12 protein-coding genes are annotated in these 16,718 nt (G+C 70.1%); 2 read left to right on the top strand and 10 right to left on the bottom strand.

Going from position 1 to position 16,718, the window contains the following annotated elements; genetic code table 11:
- Positions 1–61 precede the first annotated feature (61 nt).
- From yicI to ABZ707_RS18040, 7 genes are all read right to left on the bottom strand, one after another.
- Positions 62–2,374 carry an alpha-xylosidase gene (gene yicI, locus ABZ707_RS18070; RefSeq protein ID WP_360175238.1) on the bottom strand — a complete coding sequence of 771 codons (2,313 nt, stop codon included), beginning with the start codon at positions 2,372–2,374 and terminating at the stop codon, positions 62–64.
- Entirely contained in the window at positions 2,374–3,792 is a 1,419-nt protein-coding gene (locus tag ABZ707_RS18065) for a GH1 family beta-glucosidase (RefSeq protein ID WP_360175235.1), read from the bottom strand. The genes yicI and ABZ707_RS18065 overlap by 1 nt, the downstream gene beginning before the upstream one ends.
- A 49-nt stretch (positions 3,793–3,841) precedes the next feature.
- Positions 3,842–4,657 carry a carbohydrate ABC transporter permease gene (locus tag ABZ707_RS18060; protein ID WP_360175232.1) on the bottom strand — a complete coding sequence of 272 codons (816 nt, stop codon included), beginning with the start codon at positions 4,655–4,657 and terminating at the stop codon, positions 3,842–3,844.
- 5 nt (positions 4,658–4,662) lie between these two features.
- Positions 4,663–5,616: a sugar ABC transporter permease gene (locus ABZ707_RS18055; protein ID WP_360175229.1), complete on the bottom strand. Its 954-nt coding sequence runs from the start codon at positions 5,614–5,616 to the stop codon at positions 4,663–4,665.
- A gap of 10 nt (positions 5,617–5,626) precedes the next feature.
- Complete coding sequence (locus tag ABZ707_RS18050; protein WP_360175226.1) at positions 5,627–6,856, bottom strand: sugar ABC transporter substrate-binding protein; 1,230 nt, start codon at positions 6,854–6,856, stop codon at positions 5,627–5,629.
- Between the two features lie 456 nt (positions 6,857–7,312).
- Positions 7,313–8,380 (bottom strand): LacI family DNA-binding transcriptional regulator, encoded by a 1,068-nt coding sequence (locus tag ABZ707_RS18045; protein ID WP_360175223.1) that lies wholly within the window; start codon positions 8,378–8,380, stop codon positions 7,313–7,315.
- A 252-nt stretch (positions 8,381–8,632) separates the two neighbouring features.
- Complete coding sequence (locus ABZ707_RS18040) at positions 8,633–8,827, bottom strand: DUF1918 domain-containing protein (protein ID WP_360175220.1); 195 nt, start codon at positions 8,825–8,827, stop codon at positions 8,633–8,635.
- Positions 8,828–9,172: 345 nt separating this feature from the next.
- Here ABZ707_RS18040 and ABZ707_RS18035 point away from each other — a divergent pair, with 345 nt between their 5' ends.
- Positions 9,173–10,630, top strand: a complete 1,458-nt coding sequence (locus ABZ707_RS18035) for an NAD(P)/FAD-dependent oxidoreductase (RefSeq protein WP_360175217.1) — start codon at positions 9,173–9,175, stop codon at positions 10,628–10,630.
- A gap of 6 nt (positions 10,631–10,636) precedes the next feature.
- On the opposite strand, the gene ABZ707_RS18030 is transcribed toward ABZ707_RS18035, so the two are convergent.
- On the bottom strand, positions 10,637–12,634 hold the full coding sequence (locus ABZ707_RS18030; protein ID WP_360175214.1) for a chorismate-binding protein: 1,998 nt from the start codon (positions 12,632–12,634) through the stop codon (positions 10,637–10,639).
- 219 nt (positions 12,635–12,853) lie between these two features.
- On the opposite strand from ABZ707_RS18030, the gene ABZ707_RS18025 reads away from it, so the two are divergent.
- Positions 12,854–14,047 (top strand): FAD-dependent monooxygenase, encoded by a 1,194-nt coding sequence (locus ABZ707_RS18025; RefSeq protein ID WP_360175211.1) that lies wholly within the window; start codon positions 12,854–12,856, stop codon positions 14,045–14,047.
- Between the two features lie 97 nt (positions 14,048–14,144).
- On the opposite strand, the gene ABZ707_RS18020 is transcribed toward ABZ707_RS18025, so the two are convergent.
- Both ABZ707_RS18020 and ABZ707_RS18015 read right to left on the bottom strand, forming a co-directional pair.
- Positions 14,145–14,348, bottom strand: a complete 204-nt coding sequence (locus tag ABZ707_RS18020) for a 2-hydroxymuconate tautomerase (RefSeq protein WP_360175208.1) — start codon at positions 14,346–14,348, stop codon at positions 14,145–14,147.
- Between the two features lie 23 nt (positions 14,349–14,371).
- Complete coding sequence (locus tag ABZ707_RS18015; RefSeq protein ID WP_360175205.1) at positions 14,372–16,678, bottom strand: excinuclease ABC subunit UvrA; 2,307 nt, start codon at positions 16,676–16,678, stop codon at positions 14,372–14,374.
- Between the last annotated feature and the right edge of the window lie 40 nt (positions 16,679–16,718).

Raw genomic sequence — 16,718 nt, 5'->3', positions numbered from 1 at the left:
GGGCGGCGCGTGCCGCCCGCTCCCGAACTGACGAGGGGTCAGTTTCCGTTGCCGACGGGGGTCATGACCACCGGGCCGTCAGCCGGTGTGTCCCGGCCGCGCAGGTGTACAGCGCGCCGAGCGGGTCCTGGACACCGTCCCCCTCGGCGGTGGCCCCGACGAGCAGCACCTTCCACGGCAGCTCGCTGTCCGTCTCGACGACGATCTCCTCGCCCGTCCGCCGGGTGGTGAAGACCGCCATGGTGCCCGAGCCGTCCCGGGTGGGGATGGCCGTGACCGTCTCCGAGTCCTCCGCCGGGGCGTGGACGCGCAGGGTCACCCCGTCCGCCCAGTCATATCCGGGCCCGTCGCTCACGGCACCGAACGGAATGACCGAGCCGGGCCGGGCCAGCAGCGGCAGGGTGTCGAAACCGTGTGTCTCACGCCGCCAGCCGGGTCCTGACACCCGCGCGCCGGTGAGCAGATGGGTCCAGGTGCCCTCGGGCACGTAGTACTCGACCGAGCCGTCCTCGGTGAAGACCGGCGCCACCAGCAGATCGCCGCCGAGCATGTACTGCCGGTCGAGCGGCCGGCAGGCGGGATCGCCGGGGAACTCCAGCAGCATGGCGCGCATCATCGGTGTGCCGAAGTCCCTGGCCCGCACCGCCGCACCGTAGAGATACGGCATCAGCCGGTGCTTGAGCCGGGTGAACGCGCGGGTCACCTCGACCGCCTCGTCGCCGTAGTCCCAGGGCACCCGGTAGGACTTGCTGCCGTGCAGCCTGCTGTGCGAGGACAGCAGGCCGAACTGCACCCAGCGCTTGAAGACCGCCGGCGCCGGCGTGCCTTCGAAGCCGCCGATGTCATGGCTCCAGAAGCCGAAGCCGGACAGCCCCAGCGACAGCCCGCCGCGCAGGGACTCGGCCATCGCCCCGAACGACGATTCGCAGTCGCCGCCCCAGTGCACGGGCAGCCGCTGCCCGCCGGCCGTCGCCGACCGGGCGAAGACGACCGCCTCGCCCTCGCCGCGTTCCTCCCGCAGCAGGTCGAAGACGGTCTCGTTGTAGAGCTGTGTGTAGTAGTTGTGCATCCGCTCCGGGTCGGAGCCGTCGTGCCAGGTCACATCGACCGGCACACGCTCGCCGAAGTCGGTCTTGAAGCAGTCCACGCCCTGGTCGAGCAGGACACGCAGCTTGCCCGCGTACCACTCGCGCGCGGCGGGGTTGGTGAAGTCGACCAGCGCCATACCGGCCTGCCACTGGTCCCACTGCCAGACGGCGCCGTCCGGCTTCCTGAGCAGATATCCCCCGGCCATGCCCTCCGCGAACAGCGGTGACTTCTGGGCGATGTACGGATTGATCCAGACGCAGACGCGCAGCCCCTGCCGCTTCAGCCGGGCGAGCATGCCCTCCGGGTCCGGAAACACGTCCGGGTCCCAGACGAAGTCGCTCCACTGGTACTCGCGCATCCAGAAACAGTCGAAGTGGAAGACGCTCAGCGGGATCTCCGCGTCCGCCATGCCCTTCACGAACCGTGTCACCGTCGCCTCGTCGTACGACGTGGTGAAGGAGGTGGACAGCCACAGACCGAAGGACCAGTCCGGCGGCAGCGCGGGACGGCCGGTGAGCGCGGTGTACCGGGCGAGGATCTCCTTCGGAGTGGGGCCGTGGATGATGAAGTACTCCAGGGACTGGTCCTCGACGCTGAACTGCACGCGCCCGACCGACTCCGAGCCCACCTCGTAGGACACCCGGCCCGGATGGTTGACGAAGACGCCGTAGCCCCGGTCGGTGAGATGGAACGGGACGTTCTTGTACGCCTGCTCGCTGCTCGTCCCGCCGTCCGCCTGCCAGATGTCGACGGTCTGGCCGTTCTTCACGAACGGCGTGAAGCGTTCGCCGAGCCCGTACACGCCCTCGCCGACGCCCAGCGGCAATTGCGCGACCATGAAGTGGCGGTCCTCGGCGTCGGTGGCGAAGCCGGTGCCGCGCTTGCCGACGGAGGTCAGGAGCTGTCCGCCGGCGGAGAAGTCCAGCGCCCAGGGGGCGGTGGTGTCGACCTTCAGGGAAAGCTCACCGGACGTCAGCGCGATCGTCGAGCCGTCCCGGGACACCGTGGCCCGCGTTTCCCGCGGACCGGACGTGAGCGCGAACTCCGGCCGGCGGGGGACGGCTCCGGCGTGATGCGTGGTGCGCACGCCGATCACGCCCTCGGCGGGCGACCAGCACTCCACGGTCAGCAGGGGACTGTTGAGCGTGTCGCCCCGCTGCGCCATCTCCTTGACCGGCGCGTAGAGCGTGATCCGGTCGTCGGTGACAACGGCGTCGGCCACGGCGGCGGCGTAGCGCGCGGTGACACCCGGGCGCATCAGCCAGTAGCCGTCGGTGAATTTCATCAGTGCTCCTGCTCGTGTGCGCGGTGGGCGGCGATCAGATCGCGGAACCAGAGGTAGCTGTCCTTCGGCGTGCGTTCCAGGGTGTTGTAGTCGACACGCACGATGCCGAAGCGCTGGTCGTAGCCGCGGGCCCATTCGAAGTTGTCGAGCAGCGACCACACGTAGTAGCCGCGCACATCCACTCCCGCGTCGATCGCCGCCGCCAGCGCCCGGAGGTGGTCGCGCAGATAGCTCACCCGCTCCGTGTCGTGCACGGCCCCGTCCGGTGAGACCGTGTCGGCCTCGGCGGAGCCGTTCTCGGTGATGTGGACCGGGGGCAGGCCCGGATAGCGTGTGTGCAGAGCGACGAGCAGGTCCGTGAAGGCCCTGGGTACGACGGGCCAGCCCATGGTGGTGTGCCGGGTGCCGTACGGATCGGTCTCGGCCACCCCGATGTCCGTGGCGGTGCGCCGGCCGGGATCGGCCTCGGCGTGCGGCGCGGCGGTGACGGTGAGCGGGCGGTAGAAGTTCAGGCCCACGAAGTCCAGCGGAGCGCCGATCACATCGAGGTCGCCGTCCCGGCGGTACGAACCGTCGGCCAGGGCGCCCCAGGTCTCGGCCTCCCCGGCCGGGTAGCGCCCGGCGAACAGCGGCTCCGTCCACACGTCGTTGTGCAGTGTCTCGGCCCGGCGCAGCGCGGCCAGGTCCGCCGGGGCGGAGCCAGCCGCCTCGATCCGGTCGAGATTCAGCGTGATGCCGATCTCCCGGGCGCCCGCCTCGCGCAGCACCCGTACCGCGTGGCCGTGGCCGAGCAGCAGATGGTGTGCGGCGGCCAGGGCGGGGGTGCCCTCGCGGGCGCCCGGTGCGTGACGGCCCTCCGCGTAGCCGACGAAGGCGGTGCAGAACGGCTCGTTGAGGGTGATCCAGCGTCCGACCCGGTCACCGAGGCGGGCCACGACGGCCCGGGTGTACTCGGCGAAGTGCTCGGCGGTCTCCCGGACGCGCCAGCCGCCGCGGTCCTCCAGCGCCTGTGGCAGATCCCAGTGGTAGAGGGTGACGGCGGGGGAGACGCCCGCGGCGAGCAGCGAGTCGGTGAGCCGGTCGTAGAAGTCCAGCCCCTTCTCGTTGACGGGGCCTGTGCCCCCCGGCTGGATCCGGGGCCAGGCGACGGAGAAGCGGTACGAGTCGACTCCGAGGCGGCGCAGCAGCTCCACGTCCTCCGGATACCGGTGGTAGTGGTCGCACGCGACATCGCCCGTGGCGCCGCCGAGGGTGCGGCCCGGGGTGTGGCTGAAGGTGTCCCAGATGGACGGACCGCGGCCGTCCTCGTTGTGCGCGCCCTCGATCTGGTAACTGGCGGTCGCGGTGCCGAAGGTGAAGCCCGGTGGAAACGCCGGAAAGGCGGCGGAGGCTGAGGAGGCGGGGGAAACGGTGCTCATGGTGGTGCGGGCCCTCTCGGGTATGTGCGGGTCTGTGCGGTCTGCCGGGCTACTTGATGGAGCCGCCGGTGATCCCGGCGGCGACATACTTCTGGGCCAGCACCAGCAGGATCGCGGCGGGAATGGCGGAGACGACGGCGGTCGCCATGACCGCGCCCCAGTCGCTGACATGGGCGCCGATGTACTCGTACATGCTGAGAGTGATCGGTTTGACGTCGTCCGTGGTGTTGAGGGTCAGCGCGAACATGAAGTCCGACCAGGCGAAGAGGAACGTGAACAGCCCCGCCGTGATCAGGGCGTTGCGGCTCATCGGCAGCACGATCCGGACGAACGCGGTGAAGCGGTTCGCACCGTCGACCATCGCCGCCTCCACGACCTCTTTCGGGATCGACACCATGAACGCCCGCAGCAGGACGATGGAGAACGGCAGCCCGAGCGAGGCGTCCGCCAGGATCAGTCCCGGCAGGGAATTGACCAGGTCCAGATCGACGTAGGCGCTGTAGAGGGCGTTGGCGATGACAATGCCGGGCACCATCTGCGTGATCAGCGTGCCGAAGACCATCGTGCGGCTGCCGTGCAGGCCGAGCTGGGCCAGTCCGTACGCCGCCGGGGCGGCGAGCGCCAGACAGACCACGACAGCGCCGAGCGCGACCAGCAGGCTGGTTCCCAGCGAGCCGCCCTGACTGCTCAGCGCACGGCTGAAGTTGTCCCAGCCGGGCGAGGTGGGCAGCCAGCTTGTCGAGGCGAGGCTCTCGCCGGGCTGGAGGGCGATGTTGAGCATCCAGTACAGCGGAAAGAGCAGGACGAGCAGAATGATCAGAGCGATGACGGTGTTGCCGCCCCGGCGCAGGTTGCGGGTGGACATGGCGATCACTTCCCCTGGCCGAAGTCGGACCGGTTGGCCCGGAGGTAGAACACGGCGAACACCGCGCTGACGAGGATGAGGATGTTGCCGACCACGGCGCCCTGTCCGAAGTCGAGCTGCTGGAAGGAGAGCTGGTAGGTGACGGTGCCGAGGGTCTGGGTGGAGTCGGCGGGCCCGCCGCCGGTCAGGGCGAGGATCAGGTCGAGGATCTTCACCGTCGACATGAACCCGAGCACCAGCACCACCGTGATGACCGGGCGCAGCAGCGGCAGTGTGACGCTCCGGAACGTACGCCAGGGCCCCGCGCCGTCGAGCGAGGCGGCCTCGTACAGATCACGCGGGATCTCCTGCAGTCCGCCGTACAGGATCACCATGTTGAACGGGATGCCGACCCAGATGTTGACCAGGACGGCGGAGAGCAGGGCCGCGCTCGGACTGCTGAGCCAGGGCACCGGGGAGGAGACGAGGTGCAGATTCATCAGCAGGGTGTTGAGCACCCCGGTGTCCTGGTCGAGGAGCTTTCGCCAGACGACGGCCGAGACCACCATGGGCACGAGCCACGGCAGCAGCAGGACCGCCCGGGCGAGACCGGACAGCCGGAACGTGCGGGAGAAGAACACCGCGAGCGCCAGTCCCAGGACGAACTGGCCCAGCAGGGACCCGAGTGTGAAGACCAGCGTGTGCCAGAGCGAGCTGGTGAACAGCGGATTGTCGAACACCGCGCGCCAGTTGTCGAAGCCGTTGAAGGGCGCCTCGCCGGTGAAGAAGGTGCGCGGTGTGTAGTGCTGGAAGCTCATCACGACATTGCGTATGAGCGGATAGCCGAAGAACGCCAGCATGTAGAGGACGGCGGGGGCGACAAAGAACCAGCGTGTCAGCGAAGCGCGCCGGCCGCGCGCCCGGCGGGGGCTCTCGGTGGCTTCCCCGGAGGGTGCCGGAAGGGTGGCGGTGACAGTCATGTCGGTCTCCTCACTCGCCGGCCGTGGCCCGTGACTGGGCCTGCTTCAGGGCTGCTTCGGGTGTGGAGCCGCCGGTCAGAACGGACTGGAAGGCGCCGGACAGGGCGTCGGAGACGACCGGCCACCGGGAGCCGACGCGCGCGGTGCGCGAACGGGCTGTGGCCACCACATCGGCGAACGCGGCGAGCTTCGGGTTCTCCGCCTTGTACGCGGCCGCGGCCGTGGCACGGGTGGGTACGTTGTTGACGGACTCGCCCCACGCGACCTGGTTCCGCTGTTCGTTGAGGCAGTTGAGGATCTTCGCGGCGGTTCCCTGCCGCCCGGTGTCCCCGGTGCGGGGGAGGGCCATGACGGTGCCGCCGATCGGTGGGACCGGGGGCCTGCCGGCCACGGGGACCGGTATGGAGGCGACCGCCCAGTGCAGATCCTTGTGCTCACTGAGGACGGGGACCTGCCAGGGGCCGTTGATCATCATCGCGGCCCGCCCGGCGATGAACTGGTCGTTGACGTCCTGCTGGGTCCAGGTGACCGCGGCGCTGGAGGCGGACTTGCTGTCGATCAGGTCCTTCCAGAGCTGGAGTGCGGCGGCGCCCTTGCCGTTGTCGAGATGGGCCTCGTCACCGCCGCCCGACCAGAAGAACGGCAGGAACTGGTAGACGCCGTCCGCGTCGGGCGTGGCGCTGAACGCCATCCCGTACGTCCTGCCCCGGGTGAGCTTCGCGGCCGTCGCCTTGAGCTCGTACCAGGTGGTGGGCGGCTCGACCCCGGCCTGCCGCAACAGATCCGTGTTGTAGATCAGGGCCAGCGAGTTGACCGACCGGGCGATGCCGTACTGGGTCCCCTTGAAGGTGCCCAGGCTCACGGCCCCGGTGGACATCCCGGACACATCCACGCCCGCGGTCTTCAGCGGGACAAGGCCACCGGTGTCGGCGAACTGCGCCAGCTCGGAACCGTCCAGTTCCAGGATGTCCGTCAGCGAGTGGGACGAGGCCATCCGGAGTGCCTTGGAGACCACCTGGCTGGCGGGGACGCTGGTCTGCTCGACCTTCACTCCGAGGGGCTTGGCGCACCGGTCGAAGTACTTCTGCTGCGCTTCGTGCTCAAGGGTGTCCGTGGCCGAGTTCAGCACCGTGATGGTGTTGGGATCGGGCTCGTTCGCACATCCCGCGAGGGTGATCGCGGGCAGCAGAGCGGTCAGGATCATGGCCGGCGCCCGGAGGCGGCGGCGAGGCGATTGCATGGAAGTTGCTCTCCGTTCGGTCTACGGCTCTGTAAGGAGACGGAGGTCGTGCGTGGACGGCGCGGCGGCGGGCGGGCACGGGTGGTGTGCCGTCGGCGCCGGTGTCGTTGAACAGCCGGGAAAAACGGGGGTACGGGGCGTCGGCCGGGTGCCGTGGGAACGGACGGACGGCCGTCAGCCGCCGGTCCGGTCCCCGGGTGGGGCGGGTCCGTACGGCGCGCCGACAAGCCGGGTCGCCATGTCCGCGATGCCTATTTTTGTACCCAACTCGGCTCCCGGCCCCTGGTGTCGAATCGACCTGTCGAATCGATTCGACGGTGCGCTGCAGCGATGCTAGGTGCTCATCAGGGCCCCGACAAGGGGTGGAGCGAGGTGAGAAACACGAGAAACGTGAGAAAGGGCACAGCGCAAGCGCCCTTGGTGAGGGCCGCGCGCTCGGTCCCCTGGCGGGATGTGTCAGACGGGGCCGAGGAGCGTGGCCCCCGGCAGCAGTACCGGGGCGATGAGCAGATGCCCGACGGACTCGGCCAGCAGGCCCGCGCCGGGTGCCGTGTTCTTCGCTGTCGACTCACGCAGTGCCGCCGCGGCGGACACGGCGAGACTGGTGACTCCGGAGGCCAGCGTCTCCACCGGCAGCTCGACGCGGGGCAGCCGCTGGCTGGACGGATCGCCGGGAAGAGCGCCGATGACAACGACGGTGAGGTCCTCCGGCACCCGAAGTCCCGCCGCGGCCACCGAGGTCAGGATGTGGTGGTGCGCGGAGGGGTGCTGCACGACCAGGGCGGTCGGCTGCCGCCCGGCGCCGTGGTGTGCCCGGTCCGCGAGCAGGGAGTGGAGCCGGCGGGCGAGGCCGGCCGCGTCGTTGACCGAGTGGACCACCTGGACGGCGGTGCCGGTGGCACGGGCGCCCCGGTGGGCGCCCGCGATGCCGCGGAGCGCGTAACTGCGCCGGCCCAGCACCTCGGACTCGGCGGGAGCGAGATACACCAGGTCGCGATGGCCCGCCGCGGCCAGTTCGCGCACCGCGAGGACGGCGGCCTCCTCCCAGTCCAGGTCGGTCCACGGCAGGGCGTCCTCGTCGGCGGGCCGCCCGATGAGAGCCGCCGGGAAGGCCAGTTCCCGCACGACATCGATGCGCGCGTCCTCCATGTCGACGGCCATCAGGACCGCCGCGTCCGCCAGGCCGCTGAGCGCGACCCGCCGCAGGCCCCCGGCCTTGTCCTGGGAGGTGGTGAGCAGCAGGTCGTATCCGAGGCTGTTGGCGGCGTCGCTGACATCTATCGCGAACCGGCCGTCCACGGAGTGCTGGAGGCCGGCGGCGCGGGGCAGGGCCAGGGCGATCACATGGGTACGGCTGCTGCGCAGGGTCCGCGCGCTGGCACGCGGGTGATACCCCAGGGCGTCCACGGCCTCCTGTACGCGCACCCGCGTCTCCTCGGAGATGCTCCGGGATCCGTTGAACACGTACGAGACGGTGCTGGGCGCGACCCCCGCCCGCTGGGCGACGTCCCTGATGGTAGCCATTCGACCTCTTCGGTGATGCGGGCGCGACGCCGGCGAGAGTGCGGAAGCGGCGATTCGTCATCGTATCGAACGGGTCCGCGCCATGGTCCGGAGCACCCGGATCGGTGAACGGACCACAGAGGCGTGCCATTTGTGGCGATGTGACGATTTTTGTGGTGTATGCAGCTTTTATTCGTTTCGATCCGGCTCGGTGATGCCGGGGGCGAGGAGACGGCCGCTGCCCGGCCGCCGGGGCGGGCCGGGCAGCGGTGGTCACTCGGAAGCCCGGCGCGACTCCACGGCCGAGTCGGGACCCGGCGAAACGATCGATTCATGACCGTTCTCGGCGCGCACCTTGAACGGCGGTGTGCCGTCCGGTCCCAGCACCTCCACGATTTCCACCACGCGGTCGTGCTTGCCGACCACCCTGCCGTGCATCACCAGGCGGTCGCCCTTGCTCGCTTTCATCCACACTCCCGTGTCACTCGATGTGACCGCGAGTGTACGGAACGCCATGACCGGTCGCCCTCCGTGGCCGGGAGTGTCGCCGGGAGACGCCCATCGGCCGGGTGTCATCCCGGCGCCCAGAGCGTCGGCGGGAAGTCCGGCGGTCGGAGGGCTCGCACCGATCTTGTTTCTGATCAGAAACAAGATCGCCGGCTCGGCGCCGGTCGAATGCCTGTGAAAAGTCGGGGAACTAGGCATGTTGCTGCCGGTCAAGACCCTCGTAGAATCCGGCCGGAGCGGCCATATGGTTGCTCCGGGACAATGACTTGATGCCCTGATCGGGCGTCAGAGCGGGGAGAGACACCTATGCGAGAGGCCACTCAGTCGGAGATACGCCGCGACTTCGACAGCGGTATGCCGGGGCTCAGGCCGCCGAGGAAGGTGATCGTGATCGGCGCGGGACTCGCGGGTCTGGCGACGGCATACGAACTGGCCGGGCGCGGCTGCGATGTGACGGTGCTGGAGGCCGGCACCCGCGCCGGCGGACGGGCGTACACACTCAGGGAGCCCTTCGCCGACGGCCTGTACGCCGAGGCCGGAGCCATGACACTGACTCCGCACTGCCACTACGCGATGCACTACCTGCGCGAACTGGGCGTCGGACTGGAGACCGCGGACCTGGTGGACACCCAGTTCGCGTACTTCGTCAACTCCCGGCTCTTCGGCCCCGGCCAGGACGACGTCGACGGAGCCGGTCTGCCGCTAGGCCCCGAGGAGAAGGGCCTCGGCGTGTCAGGGATGATCGACCGTTACGTAGCGGCGGTCCACGAGGAACTCCAGCCGGACATCGGCGCCGCGGACTGGGCCGTCACACCGCGACTCGCGCCCTATGACCGCCGGTCGGTGTACGAGGTCCTGACCGAACGCGGTGCCTCTCCCGCCGCGATCGACCTCATGGAGCCGATGTTCCTGGAGATGCGGGGCGGCGACCTCAAGACCGCCTCCGCGCTGTCCTGGCTGCGCCACGAGTCCAGCCCGCACTCGCTGAGCAACGCCGACCCCCGCTGGGCGAAGGTGGCGGGAGGCACCGACCGGTTCCCGCGTGCGTTCGCCGAACGGCTGAAGACCCGCATCCACTACCGGAAGCCGGTCGTACGCGTCGAACAGGACGCGCACCGGGCGCGTGTGACATTCCTGGACCACGGCGGGCTGGGCACGATGGAGGCCGACCGTGTGGTCGTGACGGTGCCCTTCAGCACGGTCCGGCACATCGACTTCACCGATGCCGGACTCTCGGACGCCAAACACGAGGTGATGCGCAGGGTGAAGTACTCCTCGATCGTCCGGGTCTATCTCCAGATGCGCGAGCAGTTCTGGCCCCAGCGCAACGCCAGCTTCTCCACCGATCTCCCCATCAGGTGGGTGCGCGACGCGACGCCGCGGCTGCCGGGACCCCGGAAGATCGTCGAGTGTCTGATGACCGGCTGGCGTGCCAGGGCCGTCGCGGTCATGACGGAGGAGGAGCGGCTGCGCTTCGTCCTGGACCACCTCGAACGCCTTCTGCCGGGGGCCCGCGATCATTTCGAGACCGGCCGGACGGTCGTCTGGGACCAGCAGCCGCACATCGAAGGCGCCTACATACTGCCGGAGCGGGACCACAGCGCGCTGATGCCGGTCATCCGCAGGCCCGAGGGGCGCATACATTTCGCCGGTGACCACGCCGGTTTCGAGCCCAACGGCGGATCGATGACCTTCGCGCTGGAGTCGGCCGCGCGGGCGGTCCTCGAACTCGGCAGGGAAGACAGCCCGGCTCCGGCGGGCTGACGCGGATCAGCCGGTGACGGGTCCGGCGGCGCGGTACGGCGGCGGTCCCTCCCGGTGGCCGGAACCGGCCCACGGGCGCAGCAGTGTCCGCAGCAGCCACGCCCCGTCCCGGGTCAGGACCGACTCGGGCCGGAACTGGAACCCGCCCACGCCCGGGCCGCGCAGAGCGACGATCTCCCCGCTGCCGGGCTCCGTCCACAGGGAGACGCGCCGCCGGCCGGCCGCGGCAGACGTTTCCCGCGACGCGCGCACCGCGAAGCCGTTGCGGAAGGCCGCGGTGACGGTCCGGTCGAAGACCGTGACCCGGCGGCGGATCACCGGTTTCTCCCTCCTCCCGGCGACGGCCGCCAGCCCGAGCGCGCCGACCAGGAGCTGGAATCCCAGCCCGATTCCGGCCAGTGGGCCGCAGCCGTCGTCGGCAGGTGCGGCCAGCGCCGCGGCGAGGTCGTGGAGGGCCCGGATCCGCCGGTCGGTCAGGTCGTCGGGACGGCCGGGACCGGACGCCAGCACCACCGGTCCCTGACGCTCCGTCAATACGGTGGCCAGTCCGGGCTTGTCGTAACGGCGCACCACGGTGTCCGCCCCGAGGCCGCGCAGAAAGTACGCCAGCGCCGCGGTGTCGTCGCCGCCGGTGTCGATGACGGTGACCGGCTCCTCTCCCGGCCACCGCCCGCGTTCGTCCGGGCGGGCCGGGTCCGCCCAGAACGGAGAGAGCTCACCCCGGCGCTCGGCCAGCTTCCGGGCCACCCGGCCGTCGCGCAGCACGGCCGCGAGGCCGGCGCGGTCCGGCGGCGCGGCCGGGGCCGGCCGGGGACCGTCCGCGCCGAGGGCGCCGAGCAGCCCGGCGGCCTTGGTGTGTGTCTCCGCCGTCTCGTCGGCGGGCGACGAGTCCGGGCCCACGGTGGCACCCACGGACAGCCGCAGCCCTCCTCGGTGATCGATGTCGAGAGTGCGGATCACCGCGGCGGAGTCCAGCTCCTCCCGGCCCGACGCGTCCCGGCCGATCAGGGCGAGCGCGCCTCCGTAGTAGCCCCGTCCGCCCGGCTCACGACGGCGGATCACGCGGCAGGCGTCGGCGTAAGGACTGCCCACGGCCGTGGACGCGAACATCGCCCGGGCCAGTACCCGCCGCGCGGTCAGACCGGTGGGCCCGCTGATCCGGCAGGTGCTGTGGACCAGATGTGCCATCGGCCGCAGATGCGGCCCGTCCACTCGTACCCCCGGGCCCGCTACACCCGACAGCAGCGCCAGTTCGGCGTCCACCGTCATCGCCAGCTCGTCCGACTCCTTCCGGTCGTCCAGGAAGGACAGCAGCTCGGTGACGTCCGGACCCTCCGGCGGGTAGCGGTGGGTGCCGCACATCGGGTCCATGGTGACGTGCGCGTCTTCGATCCGTACATGTCCCTGCGGAGTCGCCCCGACGAGCGTCCTGCCTTCCGGTCCGCCGGTGTGCACCACGAAGGTCCAGTACGCGCCGGTCTCGGCGGTCAGCAGACGCCGGAACAGTTCCAGTGCGAGCGCCGGACGGAAGTCGCGCAGCCGCGCGGTGAAGTCACGGCGGATCAGACAGCTCAGACCTCCCTCGGCGACATCGCCGGCGATCATGTCGCGGACGATGCCCGCGTACCGCGCGTCGTCCGTCTCGAAGCCGGCGCCGTCCATCGTCACGGTGAGGGCGGGGAGCGCGGCGAGCGGACGGCTCCGGTCCAGTGTGTGGGACTCCGTGATCCGCAGGACCCGCAGCGGCGTTCCGTCGTCGTGGCATTCGATGCCCCGCTCCGCGAGCTGACGGAACGGAAGCAGGGCGAGGGCACGCGGGCCGGGGCCGGTCCCGGCCGCCGGGATCTCGTCGACGGTGTCGACGGTCACCATCTCACCGAGGAACAGCTCGACCGGGCCCGGTCGGCCGGTGTCGGCGCGGACTCTGCGCAGCAGCGCGAAGGGAGGCGGTTCGGGACTCAGCAGTCGGCCGACGAGTTCGCCGGAGCACGGTGGGCTCACCACGGATTCCTCCTGACGCGGTGCGGACGCCCCGGGCGGCCGGCGGCCCAGCCGGTTGTCCCGTCGGCTGTCGTCCCCCGGGAAGAAATAGTTTCCGGTTGGATAACATGTTAGCGTGGTGATGCCGAAAGTGGTCCAGAGACAGCCGGTCGTGCGGCGTCGATTTCCGCGCGCGGCCCGGGCCACTCGGTTCCCCACCCGACTGAGCCACAGTGAGGTGTTATGCGCATCGCGGTGATCGGAGCCGGGCCCGGTGGCCTCTACACGGCGTCCCTGGTGAAGCGGCTGCTGCCCGGACACGAAGTCGATGTGTGGGAACGCGACGCCGCCGACGAGACCTTCGGATTCGGTGTGGTGTTCTCGGACGGCGCGCTCGGCGGTATCGAGGCCGCCGACCCCGTCCTCTTCGCGAGCATCACCGCCGAATTCGCCAGATGGTCGCGGATCGATGTGCGCCACCGGGGCCGGACCACCCGCAACGAGGGATACGGCTTCTCGGCCATCAGCCGCCGGGTGTTGCTGAGCCTGCTCCGCCGCCGCTGCGCCGCGCTCGGTGTGACATTGCGCTTCCGTACGCCGGCGCCGGACCCGGCGCGGCTGGCCGAGGCGTACGACTTGGTGGTGGCCGCGGACGGAGTCAACTCCGCGACGCGGACCCGCTACAGCGACGCCTTCGGGACCGAACGCGAGATCCGGGGCGCCCGCTACATGTGGCTGGGCACGGACCTTGTCCTGGACGCGCTCACCTTCGCCGTCGCCGAGACCGAGTTCGGGCCCGTGCAGGCCCATGCCTATCCCTACGCCCCGGGGCGCGGCACCTTTATCGTCGAGGTCAACGAGGACGTCTGGCACGCGGCCGGCTTCGAACGGACGGCGGCGGCGCCGCTTGACGGCGGCGGCAGCGACACGGTGGGCATCGAACGGGTCGGTCATTTTTTCGCGGACTTCCTGCGAGGTCATTCCCTGGAGGGAAACAAGTCGAGGTGGGGCCGGTTCGCCGTGGTGCGCAACCGCCGGTGGAGCCACCGCAATATCGCTCTCCTCGGCGACAGCGCGCACACCACGCACTTCTCGATCGGTTCGGGCACCAAGCTCGCGATGGAGGACGCTCTCGATCTGGCCCTCGCCCTGCGCGAGCACGGCACGGTCCCCGAGGCCCTCGCCGCCTACGAGGCGGAACGCAAACCGGCCGTGGACCGCATGCAGGGCACCGCGCTGGCCAGCCTCGAATGGTTCGAGGAGATCGACCGCTGTGTCGGGTTCGAACCGGAGGTGTTCAACGCCCATCTGCTCACCCGCAGCGGGCGAATCGGCCGCCAGGATCTCCCGTCCCACTCGGCGGAACGCATACGGCTGATCCGGGACCGGTTCGAAGGCGCCGACGAGCCTCCCTCGCGCGTGCCCTCAGCCGGCTGAGCGGCCCGGCGCGACGGAGGCGACCGGCCGGGCCGGGGGCCGGACGGCGACCGGGGCGTCCTCGCCGTAGTCCGTGAGGGCGCCCGGCGGACGCCGCTCACCTGCGGCCCGACGACCTCAGCTCGGCCATCGTCTCGCCGCCCACGAAGTAGTGTTCGGGCTCGCACTCGCTGACCGTGACACGGATCGCCTCCCGAGGCGTCCCGAGCGCCTCGTGCACGGCGGTGGTGACCGCGCGGCCGAGCGCCGCGATCTCCTCCTCGCCGCGGCCGCGGACCAGGGTGACATGGATGAGGGGCACAGGGGTCTCCTTCTGCGGTGTGGTCAATCACGGGTGGCGGCGCGCCGGACGCTCCGGAGATCGTCGGCGAGACAGCGTGCGGTGTGCGATCCCTCGGCGCCCAGCAGATCGCCCGGGGTGCCCTCGAACACGATCCGCCCGCCGTGCCGTCCGGCCTCGGGTCCCAGATCGATGATCCAGTCGGAGTATTTGACGACATCGAGATCGTGTTCGATCACGACCACGGTGTTCCCGCCGTCCACCAGCCGGTCGAAGAGCGTGAGCAGCCGGCCGACGTCGGCCATGTGCAGCCCCGTGGTCGGCTCGTCGAAGACATAGACACTGCCCGTCTCCCGCAGCCGGTGGGCGAGCTTGAGACGCTGACGCTCACCGCCCGACAGGGTGGACAGGGGCCGGCCGAGAGCCAGATAACCGAGCCCGACCTCAATGAGCAGGGACAGTTTCCGGACAATGCCCGGCTCCTCGAAGAACTCGGCCGCCTCGTCGGCCGTCATCGCCAGGACATCGACAATGCTCTTGCCCGACAGCCGGTGGGCCAGCGCCTCATCGTTGAACCGGCGCCCCTCGCACCGCTCACAGACCGTGGTGACCGGATCCATGAAGGCCAGATCCGTCTCGATGACGCCACGCCCCTGGCACTCGGGACACGCCCCGGCGGAGTTGAAGCTGAACATCCCCGGATCGGCCCCCGAGGCACGCGCGAACAGGCGGCGCACGGTATCCATGATGTCGGTGTACGTGGCCGGTGTGGAGCGCGTCGAGATCCCGACGGCGGACTGGTCGACCACGACCGTCTCGGGGTGCTGCGCGGTGAACACCTTCGACACGAGGGTGCTCTTGCCCGAGCCGGCGACTCCGGTGACGGTGGTGAGCACCCCCGTGGGAATGTCGACCGTGACCTTCCGCAGATTGTGCAGATCGGCATCACGGATCGTCAGCACACCGGTCGCGGTCCGGCGGGTCTTTTTCAGGCCCGGCACCGCCAGCAGGCTCCGTCCGGTCGGGGTGCCGGACCGGCGCAGCCCCTCGACGGTCCCCTGGTAGATCACCTCGCCACCGTCGCCGCCCGCGCCGGGACCCATGTCGATGACATGGTCGGCGACGGCGATCACATCCCGGTCGTGCTCCACGACCAGCACCGTGTTGCCCTTGTCCCGCAGGGCGAACAGCAGCTCGTTCAGCCGCCGTACATCGCGCGGATGCAGACCGACGCTGGGCTCGTCGAAGACATACGTGAGTCCGGTGAGGCTGCTGCCGAGGTGCCGCACCGTCTTGAGCCGCTGCGCCTCACCGCCGGAGAGCGTGGAGGTTTCCCGGCTCAGGCTCAGATAGCCGAGACCGACGGCCTCGATACGGCGCAGCGCCGCGACAGCGGCGTCCACCACCGGCTTCACCACCGGGGCATCGATCCGGCCGAGCCTGGGGATCAGTTCACTGATCTCCAGCGCGGTGTGGTCGGCGATGCTGTCACCGTCGATCCTTGACCTCAGCGCGGCCGGGCTGAGCCGGGCCCCGCCGCACACCGCGCAGCGGCCCTGGGTCACCACCCGCTCGACCGCGGCCCGCTCCTTGCCCTTGAGCGCGTCCAGGCCCGGCTTCAGATAGCGGCGGGTGAAGCGGTCGACAATGCCTTCGTACTCATTCTTGTAGACGCCGTTGCGGCCGGCCCGGTCAACCTTGAACCCCCCTCCGTGCAGGAGGAGTTCGCGCTCCGCCGCACCGAACCGGCCCAGCGGCAGATCCGGGTCGAACAGTCCGGACTCGGCGTAGAGCTGCCACTGGAAGGTGCCCACCGCGAACGCGGGAAACCTGATGGCTCCCTCGTTGAGGCTCTTGTCCTCGTCCAGCAGACGGCCCAGGTCCAGCCGTACGGTCGTGCCGAGGCCCTCGCACTCCTCGCACATGCCACGCGGGTCGTTGAACGAGTACATGTGTGAGGGCCCGGCGCTGGGGGTGCCGTGTCGTGAGAACAGCACCCGCAGCATCGGATTGATCTCCGTCATGGTGCCCACGGTCGACCGTGCGTTGCCACCGACCGGTTTCTGATCGATCACGATCGCCGTGGAGAGATTCTCCATCACCTCGGCCCGCGGCCGCTCATGGCGGGGCAGCCGGTTGCGGATGAAGAACGGGAACGTCTCGTTGAGCTGCCGCTGCGACTCCACGGCGATCGTGCCGAACACGACCGAGGACTTGCCCGAGCCCGAGACCCCGGTGAAGACGGTGAGCCGTCCTTTGGGGATCCGCAGATTCACCCCCTTGAGGTTGTTCTGGCGGGCGTCACCGAGAACGATGAAGCCGTCCGCGCGGTCTCCCTGACCAGCCGTCATAACAGGGCCCTCTTTCCGCAGCCGAGCGCAAAGCGGTTTC

The organism is Streptomyces sp. NPDC006923 (assembly GCF_040635655.1).
Taxonomy (GTDB): Bacteria; Actinomycetota; Actinomycetes; order Streptomycetales; family Streptomycetaceae; genus Streptomyces.
Note: the sequence above shows the minus strand (reverse complement) of the source record. Positions and strands in the feature narration are given on the sequence as shown.